The 15548-nt window shown below is 71.3% G+C and carries 13 protein-coding genes; 4 read left to right on the forward strand and 9 right to left on the reverse strand.

What is annotated here, in order from left to right; translation table 11 throughout:
- The first annotated feature begins 90 nt into the window (after positions 1 to 90).
- Together ASF43_RS22975 and ASF43_RS22980 are read left to right on the forward strand one after the other, a co-directional pair.
- Entirely contained in the window at positions 91 to 1629 is a 1539-nt protein-coding gene (locus ASF43_RS22975) for an MFS transporter (protein WP_082498098.1), read from the forward strand.
- 13 nt (positions 1630 to 1642) lie between these two features.
- Positions 1643 to 2584 (forward strand): LysR family transcriptional regulator, encoded by a 942-nt coding sequence (locus ASF43_RS22980; protein ID WP_056186250.1) that lies wholly within the window; start codon positions 1643 to 1645, stop codon positions 2582 to 2584.
- Positions 2585 to 2660: 76 nt separating this feature from the next.
- Here the strand turns inward: ASF43_RS22980 and ASF43_RS22985 are convergent, their stop codons facing one another.
- On the reverse strand, positions 2661 to 2870 hold the full coding sequence (locus ASF43_RS22985; protein ID WP_056186253.1) for a hypothetical protein: 210 nt from the start codon (positions 2868 to 2870) through the stop codon (positions 2661 to 2663).
- 251 nt (positions 2871 to 3121) lie between these two features.
- Here ASF43_RS22985 and ASF43_RS22990 point away from each other — a divergent pair, with 251 nt between their 5' ends.
- Positions 3122 to 4192 carry a flavodoxin family protein gene (locus tag ASF43_RS22990; protein ID WP_056186255.1) on the forward strand — a complete coding sequence of 357 codons (1071 nt, stop codon included), beginning with the start codon at positions 3122 to 3124 and terminating at the stop codon, positions 4190 to 4192.
- A gap of 94 nt (positions 4193 to 4286) precedes the next feature.
- On the opposite strand, the gene ASF43_RS22995 is transcribed toward ASF43_RS22990, so the two are convergent.
- The 6 genes from ASF43_RS22995 to ASF43_RS23020 form a co-directional block, all read right to left on the reverse strand.
- Positions 4287 to 5693 carry an APC family permease gene (locus ASF43_RS22995; RefSeq protein ID WP_235578340.1) on the reverse strand — a complete coding sequence of 469 codons (1407 nt, stop codon included), beginning with the start codon at positions 5691 to 5693 and terminating at the stop codon, positions 4287 to 4289.
- Entirely contained in the window at positions 5690 to 6619 is a 930-nt protein-coding gene (locus tag ASF43_RS23000) for a cyclopropane-fatty-acyl-phospholipid synthase family protein (RefSeq protein WP_235578341.1), read from the reverse strand. The genes ASF43_RS22995 and ASF43_RS23000 overlap by 4 nt, the downstream gene beginning before the upstream one ends.
- 550 nt (positions 6620 to 7169) lie before the next feature.
- The gene (locus ASF43_RS23005; RefSeq protein ID WP_056186261.1) at positions 7170 to 7394 is read right to left on the reverse strand and encodes a contractile injection system protein, VgrG/Pvc8 family; all 225 of its coding nucleotides are present in this window, start codon (positions 7392 to 7394) and stop codon (positions 7170 to 7172) included.
- Between the two features lie 80 nt (positions 7395 to 7474).
- On the reverse strand, positions 7475 to 7798 hold the full coding sequence (locus ASF43_RS23010; protein ID WP_235578342.1) for a hypothetical protein: 324 nt from the start codon (positions 7796 to 7798) through the stop codon (positions 7475 to 7477).
- A 226-nt stretch (positions 7799 to 8024) separates the two neighbouring features.
- Positions 8025 to 9008, reverse strand: a complete 984-nt coding sequence (locus ASF43_RS23015; RefSeq protein WP_082498099.1) for a type VI secretion system Vgr family protein — start codon at positions 9006 to 9008, stop codon at positions 8025 to 8027.
- Between the two features lie 21 nt (positions 9009 to 9029).
- Positions 9030 to 11453, reverse strand: a complete 2424-nt coding sequence (locus ASF43_RS23020) for a DUF3772 domain-containing protein (protein ID WP_056186267.1) — start codon at positions 11451 to 11453, stop codon at positions 9030 to 9032.
- 58 nt (positions 11454 to 11511) lie between these two features.
- Between ASF43_RS23020 and ASF43_RS23025 the strand changes: the two genes are divergently transcribed.
- Positions 11512 to 12600 carry an MBL fold metallo-hydrolase gene (locus ASF43_RS23025; RefSeq protein ID WP_056186270.1) on the forward strand — a complete coding sequence of 363 codons (1089 nt, stop codon included), beginning with the start codon at positions 11512 to 11514 and terminating at the stop codon, positions 12598 to 12600.
- A 91-nt stretch (positions 12601 to 12691) separates the two neighbouring features.
- Here ASF43_RS23025 and ASF43_RS23030 read toward each other — a convergent pair whose 3' ends face one another.
- Together ASF43_RS23030 and ASF43_RS31825 are read right to left on the reverse strand one after the other, a co-directional pair.
- A complete protein-coding gene (locus tag ASF43_RS23030; protein WP_056186272.1) occupies positions 12692 to 14677 on the reverse strand; it encodes a DUF2326 domain-containing protein in 1986 nt (661 codons plus the stop codon).
- Positions 14661 to 15548 carry a hypothetical protein gene (locus tag ASF43_RS31825; RefSeq protein ID WP_156373479.1) on the reverse strand — a complete coding sequence of 296 codons (888 nt, stop codon included), beginning with the start codon at positions 15546 to 15548 and terminating at the stop codon, positions 14661 to 14663. Before ASF43_RS31825 ends, ASF43_RS23030 begins: the two co-directional genes overlap by 17 nt.

A 15548-nucleotide genomic window follows, 5' to 3' on the forward strand; every position in this document is an offset into this window, starting at 1 on the left:
GCCCGGTGCGGTGCGCGCTGCTGGCGCGTGTCGAATGCGGCAGGGCCTGTCCGTCGTAGAGGAATCACCCAGGCCCGGTAGATTCCCCCCATGCAAGAAAAAACGAGCGCGTCAATCGACGCCCACCCACGCGCCACCTCTCGCGAATGGATCGGCCTGGCCGTCCTGGCCCTGCCCTGCCTCGTCTACGCCATGGACATGACGGTGCTGAACCTGGCGCTGCCCGTGCTCAGCCGCGAGCTGCAACCCACGAGCGCGCAGATGCTCTGGATCCTGGACATCTACGGCTTCTTCGTCGCGGGCTTCCTGATCACCATGGGCACGCTGGGCGACCGCATCGGGCGGCGCCGGCTGCTGCTCATCGGCGCGGCCTTCTTCGCCGCGGCCTCGGCGCTGGCGGCCCTGGCGCACACGGCCGAGTTGCTGATCGCGGCGCGCGCGTTGCTGGGCCTGGCCGGCGCGACGATTGCGCCGTCGACCATGGCGCTGATCCGCAACATGTTCCACGACCCGCGCCAGCGCCAGTTCGCCATCGGCGTGTGGATCGCCGCGTTCTCGCTGGGCAGCGCCATCGGGCCGCTGGTGGGCGGCGTGCTGCTGGAGTTCTTCCACTGGGGCTCGGTGTTCTGGGCCGCGATCCCGGTCATGGTGCTGACGCTGGCGCTCGGCCCGCGCTACCTGCCCGAGTACCGCGACCCCGACGCGGGCCACATGGACCTGCCCAGCGTGGCGCTGTCGCTGGCCGCGGTGCTGCTGACGATCTATGGCCTGAAGCATCTGGCCGAGCAGGGTGTGCACGCCGAAGGCCTGGCCGCCACGGTGGCGGGCCTGGCTCTGGGCGGGCTATTCGTGCGCCGTCAGCGCCATATCGCCTACCCGCTGCTGGACCTGCGGCTGTTCCAGCACGCGCCGTTCTGCGCCGCGCTGGCCGCCTATGCGCTGACCTGCCTGGCCATGTTCGGTGTCTACATCTTCATCACGCAGTACCTGCAGCTGGTGCTGGGCCTGTCGCCATTGCAGGCCGGACTGGCCACGTTGCCCTGGTCGCTGGCGTTCGTGGCCGGCTCGATGGCGGCGCCGCACCTGGCGGCGCGGCTGCCGCGCGCACGCATCATCGTCGTGGGACTGGCCGCGGCGGCCGTGGGCTTTTGCGGCGTGGCGGCGGGGCAGGGGCTTTGGCTGCTGGTGCCGGCCACCGTCATCATGAGCCTGGGCATGGCACCGGTGTTCACCATCGGCAACGAGATCATCATCACCACGGCGCCGCCCGAGCGCGCGGGCGCTGCGTCGGCCCTGGCGGAAACCGCATCCGAGTTCAGCGGCGCCATGGGCATCGCGCTGTTCGGCAGTGCCGGCATGGTGGTGTACCGCCGCGCGCTCAACGCTGCGCCGCTTTCCGACCTGCCCGCCGATGCGTTGCGCGCAGCCGGCGCGTCGCTGGGCGGCGCGGTGCACCTGGCCGAGACGCTGCCCGCGGTGCAGGGCCAGGCGCTGCTGCTGGCCGCGCACGGCGGCTTCACCTTGGCGCTGCAGGCCGTGGCGCTGGCCGGCGCGCTCATCGTCATGGCCTCGGCCTGGCTGGTGGCGCGCATGCTGCGCGGCGTGGACCTGTCGGCCGCGCCGCATTGATGACAATCGCGCCATGGACCAACTCAAAAGCATGCGCGCCTTCGTCAAGGTCCTCGACGAGGGCAGCTTTGCGGGCGCCGCGCGCGCCATGGACACGGCCACCTCGGTCGTCACGCGGGCCATCGCCGACCTGGAGCGCGAGCTCGGCAGCCGGCTGCTGAACCGCACCACGCGCACGCTGTCGCTGACCGAAGTCGGCGCCGCCTACCTGGAGCGCGTGCGCAGCATCCTCGAAGACCTGGACGACGCCAACGCGCAGGCCGTGGCGGCCACGGGCGAGATCCGCGGGCGGCTGCGCATCGCGGCGCCCGAGGCCATGCTGACCGGCAGCCTGGGCAAGCTGCTGCCCGGCTTCGCAGCCCGGCATCCGCAGGTCGAGATGCAGCTGATCGTGTCGCAGGGCACGGCCGACGTGCCAGACGACAGCGCCGACGTCACCGTGCTGCTGCACGGCCCCTTGCCGCTGGACGGCAACTTCGTGGCGCGGCTGCTGGCCCGCTCGGAGGTGCTGCTGTGCGCCACGCCCGAATACCTGCAGCGCCGTGGCCAGCCGAAGAAACCCGACGACCTGAAGGACCACGTGGTGCTGGTGCCCGAGGGCGCCATCACGCACAAGGACTGGATGTTCCACCTCGACGACGCCAAGAGCGCGCAGTCCGTGGCGCTCAAGCCGCAACGCGCCGCGTTGTCGTCGGCCAGCGCGGCCGTGCTGCATGCGGCCGGGCGCAACAGCTTCGGCATCTTTGGCTCGCTGTCGCTGGACGTGGTGCAGGACCTGCGCGACGGCCTGCTGGTGCGGGTGCTGCCGCGCTGGCGCATCGGCACCTACGGCGTCTACGCCGCGATGCCGAGCCGGCGCCACCTGCCGCTGCGCACGCGCGCGTTCCTGGATTACCTGGTCGAGCAGTACGGCGGCAAGGAAGCCGACCCCTGGCTGGCCGGCAAGGTGCGCTGAACGAGCGCCAGCCGCCATTGCCGGCGCCGCTGCGCGGTGATGGCGCCGACGAGTGCGCCGTCGGTGCCGGCCAGGGTCAGCGGGGGCATGTCATTCCCGTCATGTCGCACAGCCAGTTCCCATCGGCTGCCGGGTCCTTGGCGTGGGCGTTTGCGGTGCTCGGTTCGGGCGGCAAGGCGTCCGTCACCAGTGGCAGTGCCGCGCCCAGCAGGCCTGCGGCGATGCCGGCGCAGAACAGCGCGATGGCGCCGCGCGGCGAACGCTTGCGGGAAGGTGCGGCCTTCATGGCGAATCCTCGGGTGATGTCTGGAGGGCGGGTGTCTGCACGAGCGCAGGCGACGCTGCGGCCCGGCGATGCAGTCTGCGCCGCAGGTGCGGTTGGCGCATCCACGACTCTGAGGATGTCCCGGAACCGGCCTTTGCCGACACGGGCTCGCGCCGGGCTCCCACCGCGGCCGTGAGGCGCGGGCACGCACGATGGCGCCAACGCGTGCACCCGCGCCCGCGCACCAGAACAACCACCCACGAGGCGACCCCATGACCCACGTTCGCACCGGCCAGGCCCCCGCGCCGCTGGACCGCCAGACTTTCCACCTGCGCTTCGTGCGCCGGTTCAGCGACCCGGCCTATGCGAGCGTGCAGGACGCGATCGCACAGATCGAGGACGTGGCCTGGGATGCCTACCACCAGGGCCGCAAGGCGCCCATCACGCGCCCCGCCGGCCCGGGCTTCGCCGACCCCGCCTACGACACATCGGTCGAATGGCTGGAGACACGCGAGCGGCTGCAACAGGCGCAAAAGACCTGGGCCGACCCGGCCACGCCCTCGCGCGTGCTGCTGGTCTGCGCCAGCGCGCGCAACGACGGCACCTGCCCGGGCGAGATGTCCAAGACCTGGCGCATGACGCAGATGGCGCGCGCCGTGGTCGAGGCCCAGGGCATGCAGGCCGATGTGCTGGACCTGAGCCTGGTCACGTCCGAGTACGGCAAGGCCATCCACCCGTGCAAGGGCTGTGTCGGCACAGCCATGCCGCTGTGCCACTGGCCGTGCAGCTGCTACCCCAACCACGCCATGGACCAGGCCAACGACTGGATGGCCGAGATCTACGAGCGCTGGGTGGCTGCGCACGGCGTGATCCTGCTCACGCCCACCTACTGGTACCAGTCCACCAGCCCGCTCAAGCTCATGATCGACCGCATGGTCTGCGCCGACGGGGGCAACCCGGACGTGACCAGCACGCACGGCAAGAAGGCCGCCGAGGCCAAGGCCATCGAAGAGGCCGGTTGGGACTTCCCCAAGCACCTGGCCGGCCGCGCCTACGGCCTGGTCGTGCACGGCGACGTGGCGGGCGTAGAGGTGCACCGCCGCAACCTGGCCGACTGGCTGAACTGGATGGGCCTGCTGGACGCCGGCCATGCCTCGCAGCTGGACCGCTACATCGGCTACTACGAGCCCTACTACGACAGCCACGACACGCTGGATGCAGACGAGGACGTGCAGGCCGAGGTGCGCCAGGTGGCCGAGGTGGTGGTGGCTGCGGTGCGGGCCGTGCGGGCCGGCACGCTGCGGCCGGCGAAGACGCAGCCCAGGCTGGTGCGGCCGAAGTGAGCCGCCCGGTCGCGCGATGCGCGCGTCTGCGAGCCCGGCTGGCGGGTGACGGGATCGGGGTGGTGGCAGTCGCGCGCCACCGGCGCCGGCCTGGCTACCGGCTCGGCCCGCCCTTACCGGCCACCGGGTGCCGGCCCGCCCCACGCAGCAGCACGAGCAACAGCAGGCCGCTCGCCAGCACGCCCACGCCCACCCAGGCCGCGTTGAACCCGCCGAGCTGCTGCGAATACACATAGCCCAGGCTGGACCACAGCATGTAGGCGCTGCTGGCGCAGAACAGCGCGGGCAGCACCGGGTACAGCGGCACGCGGAACGGGCGCTCGCGCGCGCCGTCGATGGCACGCAGGCGGAACAGCGCGATGCCGACCAGCAGGAAGAACAGCCAGAACACCGGCGCCGTGTACTCCACCATGGCCTGGAAGCCGCCCTTGAAGGCCACGCCTCCCACGATCAGCACCAGCGCCAGTGCGCACTGGATCGGCAGCGCGTTGCGCGGCACACGGCGCGCCTCGTCCCAGGCCGCCAGCACGTGCAGCGCCGGCCAGTCCTGGCCCAGCGCGCTGGCCGTGCGCGCGCCCACGATCATGGTGGCGTTGATCGACGTGAGCGCGGCCGCGGCCACCATCGCCGCGATCAGCTTGCCGGCGCCGGGGCCGAAGGCTGCGGTCAGCGTGTCGGTGGCCACGGCCTGCGACTTCGCCATGCCGGCCTGGCCCAGTACCGACCAGTAGGCCCAGTTCACGAGCAGGTACAGCGCAGTGAGGAACAGCACCGAGACCAGCAGCGCGCGCACGATGGCGCGCCGGTCCTGCAGGTCGGCGCTGATGTAGGCCGCGTCGTTCCAGCCACCGAAGGTCAGCAGCACGAACACCATGCCGAAGCCCACGCCGGCGATGCTGGCGGAGCCGGCGGGTGCGGCCGGCACGGGCGGCGGTGCGCTGCCGCCACCGGTCGCCACCCACAGCGCGGCCGCGACGATCAGCACCAGGCCGGCGACTTCCACCGCGGTGAGCCACGATTGCGTCTCCGCGCCGCTGCGGATGCCGCGCAGGTTCACGAGCGTCAGCACCACCGTGGCAATGGCCGCCCACAGCGCGCTGCTGTAGGGCCCCAGTGGCACCAGCTGCGTCATGTAGTCGCCGAACACGAAGCCCAGCAGCGCAATCGACCCGGTGGTGATCACCGCGAAGCGCGCCCAGGCGTACAGCAGCGCCGTGCCGCGGCCGAACGCGCGCGACAGGAAGTGGTATTCGCCGCCCGCGCTCGGGTAGGTGCTGGACAGCTCGGCGTAGCACAGCGCACCGATCAGCGCGACGAGGCCGCCGGCCGCCCACAGCGCGAACATCCAGCCGGCCGAGGGCACGCTGCCCGCCACCAGCGAGGGCGCCTTGAAGATGCCGGCGCCGATGACCACGCCCACCGTGATGGCGATGGCGTGGCGCAGGGTCAACGGTGCGGTGGACGCCTGCGTGGCCGCCGCGCCCGCAGGTAAGACGCTCACCGCGCCAGGCTCGCAGCCAGGCTGGCAGAACTCAGCTCGGCCGGGTCAGGCGCGCGCTCGGCGATGGGCGAGGGCTCGCCCTCGCGCGTGGCCTGGAACGGCGTGGCCGCCTGGCCGGGCCGGCTCACGGTGCCCGTGATGCGGTTGCCGGCGACCTTGCCGTCGAAGCTCAGCACCACGCCCGACGGGTCGCGCACCTGGAAGCGCAGCACATCGCCGCTCAGGCGCGGCTGCACGATGCTGGCGCGCAGCGGGCCGAACTCGGCGTCGCCCTCCAGCATCTGGTACTTCTGCGAGAAACGCAGGCCGGCCTCAGCCACGCCCGGCGCCGTCAGCTTCCACTGGCCCGAGGCGTTGGCCGGGATGCGCCACAGGAACACCTCGCCCGTGCCCGCGCGCGCCGTCTCGTCGGGCTGCCAGTCGCCCATCGTGAACGAGTGCGAGACCACGCGCGTGCCCGGCGGCATGGTGAACAGCTTGGGCCGCAGCCGCAGGTTCAGCTCGGGCAGCAGGTACATGGTGACCACGGTGGCACTGGAGAAGTCGGCCACGAAGATGTCGGCCTGGCGGAAGTTCACCTTGTCGGCCACGCCGGCCTCCTTGGCCAGCCGGTTCGACAGTTGCACCATGTCAGGGTTGAACTCCAGCCCGGTGGACCGCGCGCCGTAGTTGCGGCCCGCGGCGATCGCGATCTTGCCGTCGCCCGAGCCCAGGTCGAACACGCGGTCGCTGGCCTTGACCTCGGCCATCTGCAGCATGCGGTTGACCACCTCGTCGGGCGACGGAATCCAGATCACATCCTTGCCGGCCTGGCCGCGCTGTGGCTCGTAGTTGCCGGAGGTCTGCGCGCCGGCCATGGTGGCCAGTGCGGCGAGGGCGATCAGGGCGAAACGGCGGGACGCAGGTCCCAGGAGAGCGGTCGTCACTGTGGTCCTTCGTTCTGGAGAGGGCGCGGCCATTGTGGGGGCCACGGTCGCCGGGCGGAACACGCCCCCAGGGTTCTTATGGAATTGCGCCAGCCGTCGGCTTCACTCCTGGGCCGTTGCATCGAGATCTGTCCTGCGGCGGCTCGAATCGGGTGCTGGCTTTTGAGGCACGTGGGTGCTCGTCCACGGCATCGTCTTGCGCGGCCGCGCATTTGCTCGTCTCTGCCCGTCTCAGGGGCATGACAACGGGCCGGCACTCAAGGGCCGCTGCAAAGCCAATGCAGTGCGTGCACAGGTGGTACGACGGATCGATCGCGGTCGATCTGCGCTGATGCGGATCTCGTCGTTCACGCTGAGGGTGGCCACGCTCTGGTCGGCCCTCAGCTGCAGTGTGTCGGCTGGCGTTGGCGCCCGAGCCCTGGGCTTCGAAGCGCTTGGCGCCGAGCTCCAGCGCGGCCAGAGCCGGGGCGGTGGCGCGCTGGGCGAGCTCGGCGAAGCGGTCGCACATGGCGAGGGTGTGGCGGGCCTGGCCCGAGGCGTCGGCAGCGCGTCACCGTCCAGGTGGCGCAAGTGGTTCGCTTGGGCCCTCCTTGGCCAGCAGCCGCAGTACGAAGGACGCCTGCGCGTAGTGGGCGAAGACCTGCTCGACGATCTGCACCGCCGTCTTGTCCTGGAACATCCGGCTGTCGCGGCGCACGAACAGCAAGGACAGCCACAGGCGCATGCTCAGGCGGTAGCGGGCCCTGAGCGTGCGCGCAGCGTATGCGCTTGCCATGGCAGCCGTCGGCGCCGGGACGGCTCGGCCCTCCAGCGCCGCTGATGAGATGCTGCGCGAAAGCGCCTGATGGTCCGTCGTCAGTCCTGCACGGCGTCCCACTGCCAGATGGTGGCGCCCCAGGCGGACTTCAGGTCAGGCATCACGTCGCCAGCGTCGAACCGTTGACGCGCATTCGCCGCAGCCGGTGTGATCCACCAGCCGGTGCGTGGGCACCGTTCGCCGGCAGCCGCACGCAACCTCACCCCTGCGGCCAGTGCGTCCTGCGCGCCTGGATTGCCACCACCGCTGTCGGCGATGCGCTCGACGAGCGTCCAGGTGGTGACGACCTGTTCGCGCTCCCATTGGGTGCTCGGGTCATAGCCGACGCGAGCAGCGTGCGCGGGCAAGAAGCCGGCGATCATGTAGGCGGGGATGCTGCCATCGGCATCGGGCAGGTAGATGCCGCTGACCTTGACCTCATCGCCGGTGCGAACACGGACTTTCTCGTTGAGGCGATAGACGGGCCAAGTTGGGGGGGCATGAAGCCCCCCCTCGCACGATTAGCGACGTCATCGGTAAGGTCGCCGATCACCCAAGTTCCGTCCACGCTGGCGTTCATGTTCGTGGCATGACGACCTGCCTCGTTCATCAAGGCCTCGAACCTGGCCTCCGCATCCGGGATTGCAGCCACAGCCGCATGCGCAGCTGCCCGCTGGCGTCGTCCAGCACCCACTGGTTGTAGCCCTGCCCGTCCAGGCCCTGGCTGTGCAGGCCGCTGATGACGCCGGGGTGGTTCACGCCCGCGTCCACGCCGGCTGCGAACGGCGGGGTGTCCTGGCCGTTGTGCAGCTGGCCGATGATGAGCGGGCGGTCGATGTCGCCTTCGATGAACTGCACGGCCACCTCGGTGCCCACCCGCGGCAAGAAGACGGCGCCCCAGTTGGCCCCGGCGCTCGGCTGGGCCACGCGCACCCAGGTGCCGCAGCGCTCGTTGCCCGGGGCGTTGCCGCCATCGTGGTGCAGGCCGCCGGCCAGCGGGGCGTCGCCGCGCTGCCAGGGGAACTGGATCTTCACACGCAGGTCGCGCTCGGTGGTGAGCGCCTCGCCGGCAACGCCCACGACGAGTGCGCCCTGCAGGCCCGGGGCGGTGGGCTTGCGGATGAAGGCGGGCACGAGGGCGGCGGCGGCCGGGGCGCAGTGGAAGTGGCACTTGTAGGTGCCGCGCTCCAGCGCGCCGCTCTCCTGCAGCCGGGCGATGCCGCCGCCCAGCTGGCCTCCCAGGTTGTTGCTGGCGTGGTGCTCCACGGCCAGCACGGTGAAGGCGTTGTCGGGGCGGCTGGCGGTGGGGCTGCCGTACAGCGGATGGTCGAACAGCTGGAAGCGGGCGCCCGCCGCGAGGTGGCGCGCGCTGCCCTGGCCTTCGAAGTGCTTGGCGCTCAATTCCAGCGCAGCCAGGGCCAGGTCGGCGGCGCGCTGGGCGTGTTCGGGGTTCTCGTAGCGGTAGGCACCGGCGCCGTCGTAGACCTGCAGGGCCGGGACCTTGCCCAGGTCCAGCGCACTGGCCGCTTCGGCGGCCGTGCCGGCCAGGTGCTTGTAGTTCCACGATCCCAGGGCCACGGCGTTGGACGTCAGGGGCCGATCAGGCCCCGCCGCTCAGGCCGCCGCTGCCGGCGGCGGCGCCACCACCACGGTGGGCGGCGCGGCCATCGCCAGGCCGGCGTCGCGGAACGCGTCCAGCACCGTGAACAGCAGGTCGCTGCGCACGCCGCCGGCATTGCGCGGCCCGTCCACGTAGCAGATGGCTTGGAACACCAGCATGCCGTTTTCCACGCCCTCCAGCGACAGCGAGGGTGCGGGCGTGGCCAGCACCTTGGGGTGCGCGGCGCAGGCGGCCAGCATGAGTTCGCGCACCTTGGGCGCATCCGTGGCCAGCGGCATCGGCAGGCGGATCAGCACACGGCCCTCGGCGTTGCTGAGCGTCATATTGCGCACGGTCTTGGTGATGAACTCGGAGTTCGGCACGATCACGGTGGAGCGGTCGCCCAGCTGGATCTCGGTGGCACGCACGTTGATGCGCTTGATGTCGCCCTCGGTCGTGCCCAGCACCACCCAGTCGCCCACCTTCACGGGCCGCTCGGCCAGCAGGATCAGGCCCGAGATGAAGTTCTGCACGATGGCCTGCAGGCCGAAGCCGATGCCCACCGACAGGGCGCTGGCGATCCAGGCGATGCGGTTCACGCCGATGCCCAGCGCCGACAGCCCGGCCGCGATCACCAGCACCACGCCCACGTAATTGAGCAGCGTGGACAGCGAACTCTGCATGCCCGGCTCCATCGTGGTGGTGGGCAGGTACCGGTCACGCAGCCAGCGCTGGAACACACGCAGCGCCACGAAGCCGCCCACCAGCACGGCCAGCGCACTGAAGATGGCGGCCGGCACCAGCTGGAATTCGCCGATCGCCAGGCCCTGGCCGATGCGGCTGGTCTGCTCGAGCACCTGGTCGGGCCGCGTGCCCAGCGGCGCCAGCAGGGCGATCAGCATGTACAGGAACAGCGCCACGCGCGCCACGGCCGACAGCACCACGGCCGCCTGGTCCAGCGCCGACGCAGAGAAGCCGAAGCCGCGCTGCAGCCGCTGGCCGAAGTCGCTGCGCGAGGCCACCAGCGCCATGCACAGGTCGTCGGCGAACTTGAACAGCACGTAGAAGGTCACGGCCACCAGGCCGGTCCAGGCCAGCTGCAGCGCCAGCAGGCTGGCGATCGACATGTAGCCGGTCAGCACCAGCAGCACCACGCCCAGCACCACCAGGGCCACGGCGCCCAGGCCCAGGCCGACCCACAGCGGGCGATCGACCACGGCGGCCGGCGCGCTGTCAGGGGCCGCCGCGGTCGCTGCCTCGGCGGGGTGCGGGTGCGGCTCGCGCAGGCGCGCCAGCATGCCCAGCATGGGCAGCGCCAGGGCCAGCGCCGTCACGGTCTCGACCAGGTGCACGGCGGCCAGGCTCAGCTCCAGGATTTCGCTGACCTGCGTGGGCAGCCAGACCAGCACGCCGACCAGCGCCACCCACCACGGGTAGGCGCTGAGCCGGCGCGCCTGCGCGTCGTCGATGCGCGGCAGCCGCCATGAGGGCCGGGCATTGGCGAGCAGCGCGCGGCCCAGGCTGGTGACGAAGGCGATGAACAGCACCGAGTCGTCGGCCAGCGCCACGAGCTTGCTCGACACCGGGCCGAACGCCAGGTGGCTCTGCAGGGTCTGCAGCAGGCTGCGCATGGCCACCGCCACCACCAGCAGGTTCACCGCGACGATGGCGATCACCAGCAGCGAACGCCGCAGCCGCCCGCCCGGCAGCAGCCGCTGCGCCGCCGCGGCCAGGCCGCGCTCGGCCAGCACGTCGCCCACCGTGATGGCCAGCAGCGCCAGTGCCAGCGCCAGCAGCACCGGCCCGCGGTGGCCGGGCTCGGCAGCGCGCGCGGCGGCAGCGCGCAGCTCCACGCCCAGCGGGGCGAGCCGGGCCACGTCGTCGGGCCAGGCCGTGGCCAGCTGCTGCCAGAACACCTGGCCCAGCGGCGAGGGCGCGCGGCCGGTCAGCTGCGCCTCGAACAGGTCGCGCTGGCGATTGCGCAGGTCTTCCACGCGCTGCTGCGCATCGACCACCACCAGCCGCGCCAGCCGGATGTCGGCGTCCACGGTGTTGCGCTCGCGGGTCAGGGTCTGGCGCTGGCGCGTGATGTCGGCGTCCTCGCTGCCGCCCGCGGCCGGGGCCGCGCCCAGCTCGCCCAGGCGGGCGTTCAGGTCGTTCAACTGGCCGGTGCGCGCGGCGATGATCTTGTTGGCGCTGGCGGCCAGCGCGTTGTACTGGCCCTGCAGCGCGCGCACGGCATCGGTACCGGCCGCGTTCTCAGGCAGCTTGTCGAGCTGGCTGCGCAGCGTGGCGACATCGGGCAGCACCTCGGGTGCCGGGGCCGATGCTGCGGGCGCCGGCGCGGCGGCGGGTGCCCCGGGCTGGGCTTGCGCCAGCGGCAGTCCCAGGGCGAGTGCGAGCGACAGCAAGGCGGCGAAACGGGGAATCCAGGTCATCGGCGGATCATAGGTAAGCTTGCGGCGGTCTTTTTTGGCCGGCTTCCCGACTGTTTCCATGTTTGCACCTCGTTTGCGCTTCTTTGCACTGGCTGCCGTCCTCCTGCTGACCGGCTGCGCCACCACCCGCGCCTGCGGCCCCGGGCTCGCGGCGTCGCCGCAGTTCCAGGCCGACGGCTGCCGCTTCGCCAATGTCGCCAACCCCGACGCCAAGCCCTCGCAGGAAGGCTGGCGCATCTGGAGCCGCTTCTTCTTCGGCACCAAGGAGGGCACGGTGCCGGTGGACGCGATCCCGGTGCGCCCGCTCACGCGCGCGCAGCTCGACGCGCTGCCCATCGATGCCAACCACATCGTGCGCCTGGGCCATTCCTCGCACCTGCTCAAGCTGCAGGGGCGCTATTGGCTGATCGACCCGGTGTTCGCCGAGCGCGTGTCGCCGTTCAGCTTCCTGGGCCCCAAGCGCTTCCACGCGCCTCCGATCGCGCGCGAGGACTTGCCGCCCATCGAAGGCCTGCTGCTCTCGCACGACCACTACGACCACCTGGACCTGTCGACCATCGAATACCTCAAGGGCCGCGTGCAGCGCTATTTCGTGCCGCTGGGCGTGGGCGCGCGGCTGCGGGACGCGGGCGTGCCGGCCGACCGCATCGCCGAATTCGACTGGTGGCAGTCGGCCACGCATGCGGATGTGCAGCTCACCTCCACGCCGTCGCAGCATTTCTCGGGCCGCGGCCTCACGGACCGCGACAGCACGTTGTGGACCTCCTGGGTCATCGAGGCCGGCGGCCAGCGCATCTACTTCAGCGGCGATTCGGGCTACTTCGGCGGCTTCAAGCAGATCGGCGAGCGCTTCGGCGGCTTCGACATCGCGCTGATCGAGAACGGTGCCTACGACCCCTGGTGGCCCTCGGTGCACCTGTCGCCCGAGGAAAGCATCCGCGCCTTCGAAGACCTGCGCGGCAAGACGCTCTACAGCGTGCACAACAGCACCTTCGACCTGGCCTTCCACCGCTGGCAGGCGCCGATGACCGAGCTGGCGGCGCTGGCCCGGGCCAGGGGGATCGCCCTGGCGACGCCGGAGATCGGCGAAGTGCTGACCGTGGGCGCGACGCGGGAGAACCGGTTGTGGTGGGAGGGGTTGCGGTAGGCGCGCAGGCAGCACACGCGGGACACGGCCGTTCGGCGGCGGCTGGAGCGAGCGCCTGTCATCCGCCTCACCTGAATTCGTGCGCCATCCACTATGGCAGATCGCACCTCAGCAAGCGCTCGGTGGCCGGCGCCCCGTGCAGCTCCAGGCGCAACCAGGGCTCTTGCTGCAACTCCGGCGGCGGCTGCGTCGTCGTGGTCACGATGTACTGGAAGGCCGAATGCGCCGTCTCTTCCAGCGCGGCCACCATCTGGAACAGCCGGTGGTAGACGCTCTGCCCCAGGTCGGCCTCGCGCGGGCTGTCGTGCAGCAGGAAGGCCGGCAGGTGCGTGCCGCCTTCGATGCCCATGCACATCACGGCCAGGTCGAAGGCGATGATCTTCAAGGACTCGATGGCCGGTGTGGAGCGCTCGCCGCCGAACTGCACGCCGAGCTTGAGCCCGTGGCCGTCCAGGCTCACGCGGCCCGATGCCGTCGGGCTCACGGTGAGGCGGATGATGGCGTCGAAATGCGTGGACAGCCGGTCGAACACCGTCGCCTGACGGTCGCGGAACGCAGCCAGTTGATCGCGGTCGGTCTCGATCTGCGTGGCCACCTCCCCCGCCTGCCGCTGCACCTGCTCCCAGGCGTCCCACTCGTCGGCCAGCCGCTGGATGTCGTCCAGCAGCCGGCGCGCATTGAGCCAGGCCGATGAGCGCTGCGTGTGGAGCGTTTCGGCCTTGCCCAGGTCATGCCGCAGGCGGTCCCCGGCGCTGATCGCGGCCGACAGTTGCGGCTTGAGCGAGGCGATGGCCGCCACCACGCCATCGACCACGCCCTGCTGCGCAGCGACCTGCTGGACCACGTCTTCATGCCTGCGTTGCAGTGCTGCGAGATCGGGCAGCTTGTGCGACAGCTTGCACCCCTCGGCCATGACCCGGTCGATGGGCACCTCGCAGATCGGGCATGCAGGCACCTCGGCATCGCGCACGCGGACAGAGATCGACGGCAACTCGCCGCGGAGCTGGGCCAGCAGTTGTCTCTGCAGTGGCAGGCTGGCGTCCAGGGCGGCCTGCTGCTGGCTCAACGCCAGTACGTGCTGGTCCGCCTCGCGGCTGCGCCGCCGCAGGCCGTCGAGGTCGCTCACGTCCACGCCGGGGCTGACCTCGCTCACCCGGGCCAGATGCTGCCGCGCAGACTGGCGCAGCGACTCGATGCCCAGCTTGCCGGCAGGCACTTCGTCAGGCCGCAGGCCCAGCGACTGGACGATGCTGCGCCGGGCCCGGTCGCAGGCCCATTCCCTGCGCGCGCTGTCCTGCAGATGGGCCTTGTGGGTCTCCGTCCTGGCCGCCAGCGCCTCCTGCAGCGCCATCTCGTCCTGGGACATCGCGCCGATCAGCAGGCGCATGGCGTCCAGCTTGCGGGCATTGGACATGTAGCGCACGGGCGATTCGGAATCCGACTCGGCGGCACGCCAGTCCAGCACATGGTCGAAGCGGCATTCCTGGTCGCGCGTGAGCCAGGCCAGCGCCACACGCCAGGCGTCGTGCGGCCGCAGCGAAGGCATGCGCCGGGCCACGGCGGGCGTGAGCACCTGCTGTTCGATGGCCCGCAGCAAGGGCGCCATGCCGGTCGGGGCGTGCAGGCCGTCGAACAACTGCTCGGGCAGCACGCCCTCCACCGCGACATGCCCGCGGCCCACCGCCAGCGGGCGCAGCACGCCCCACAGCCTGCCGTGCAGCAGCACCTCGGCCGACACCCAACCCGTCAGGAACGCGCGGCCGATGCTCTGGCGCTGGCCCTCCGGCGCGAAGCGGTCTTCGCCCAGGCAGTAGCGCAGCAGGCGGCAGAACAGGCTCTTGCCGGCGCCGTGGCCGACGTCGTCCTGGGCGGCATCAGGCGCACGTGGCCCCTGCACGTCGGCCGGGTCCGGCGACCAGACGAAGTTCAGGCCCGGCCGCAGGGGGATGGTGCGCACCGGATCGCCTGGTGCGCGCCAGATCGTGAGCCGGCGCACCCACAGCGCGGGCTCGGTCACGCCCTGTGGCGGTCGGGCCGAGAGCCCGGCGGGGCCGAACAGATCAGGCTGCGCGGGCATCGACGAAGGCCTGCTCCGCAGGCGCCAGCGCAGGCAGGACGGACGCGAGGCCATGGGCACGCAGGTGCGCCACGACGAAGCCGGCGCGGCCATCGGGCCAGCCGGCCGTGGCGATGGCGGCTGCGCCGGGGCCGAGTGCCCAGGTCACGTCGTCACCGGTGCCGGCCTCGACCAGATCGCCCCGCATCCGCATGCCCTGGAAGGCGCGGCCCCAGGGGTGGTTGGAGGCTGGTTGCAGACGGGTCACCTGGGTTGGCAGGGGCGCGGCCGCATCGCCCACCAGGCGCGACCACAGGCTGGCTTGCGCCGCAGGCAGTGCCGGGGTGAGCAGATGCGGTTGCTGGCACAACAGCGTGGCCAGGCGGGCGGTGCGCTCGGGCATGGGTGCGCCCCAGGCCCGCAGCACCGCCGTGATCCATACGGTGGTGGCATGGCCGTCCGGGTCGGCGGGGGCTACCCATGCGCCGTCGGGCAGGGATGCCCAGTCGGTGGGCGGACGGTCGGGAGCCAAAGGCTGCGGCTTGGCCTGGGCACGTGGCCGTCCACGGGATGCGGATGTCTTGGTGGATTGGCTGGCGGTCAGGCGCTGCAGCAGCACGCTGGCGGGCTCGTCTTGGGGATCTTGTTCCACCAGTTCGCCGCGGAAAGCCTTGGCCAGGACTTGCGGGGCGAGGCGTTGGGCATGGATTCGAAGGGCGGCGTAGCGCATTTGGATGCGGTCGGCGAGCTTCAACAGAGCATCGATATGACAAACGACCTCTCGCTGCACGTCCAGGCTTGGGAGCGGGATCCTGATGTTTTCGAGATCTGGCTGCGAGACTTTCCAGATTCCTGCAGTCGTCTTGGCCGCACGCTCGATCTGTTCACGCAC

This window comes from Pseudorhodoferax sp. Leaf267, assembly GCF_001422405.1.
In the GTDB taxonomy this organism is placed as follows: Bacteria; Pseudomonadota; Gammaproteobacteria; order Burkholderiales; family Burkholderiaceae_C; genus Pseudorhodoferax.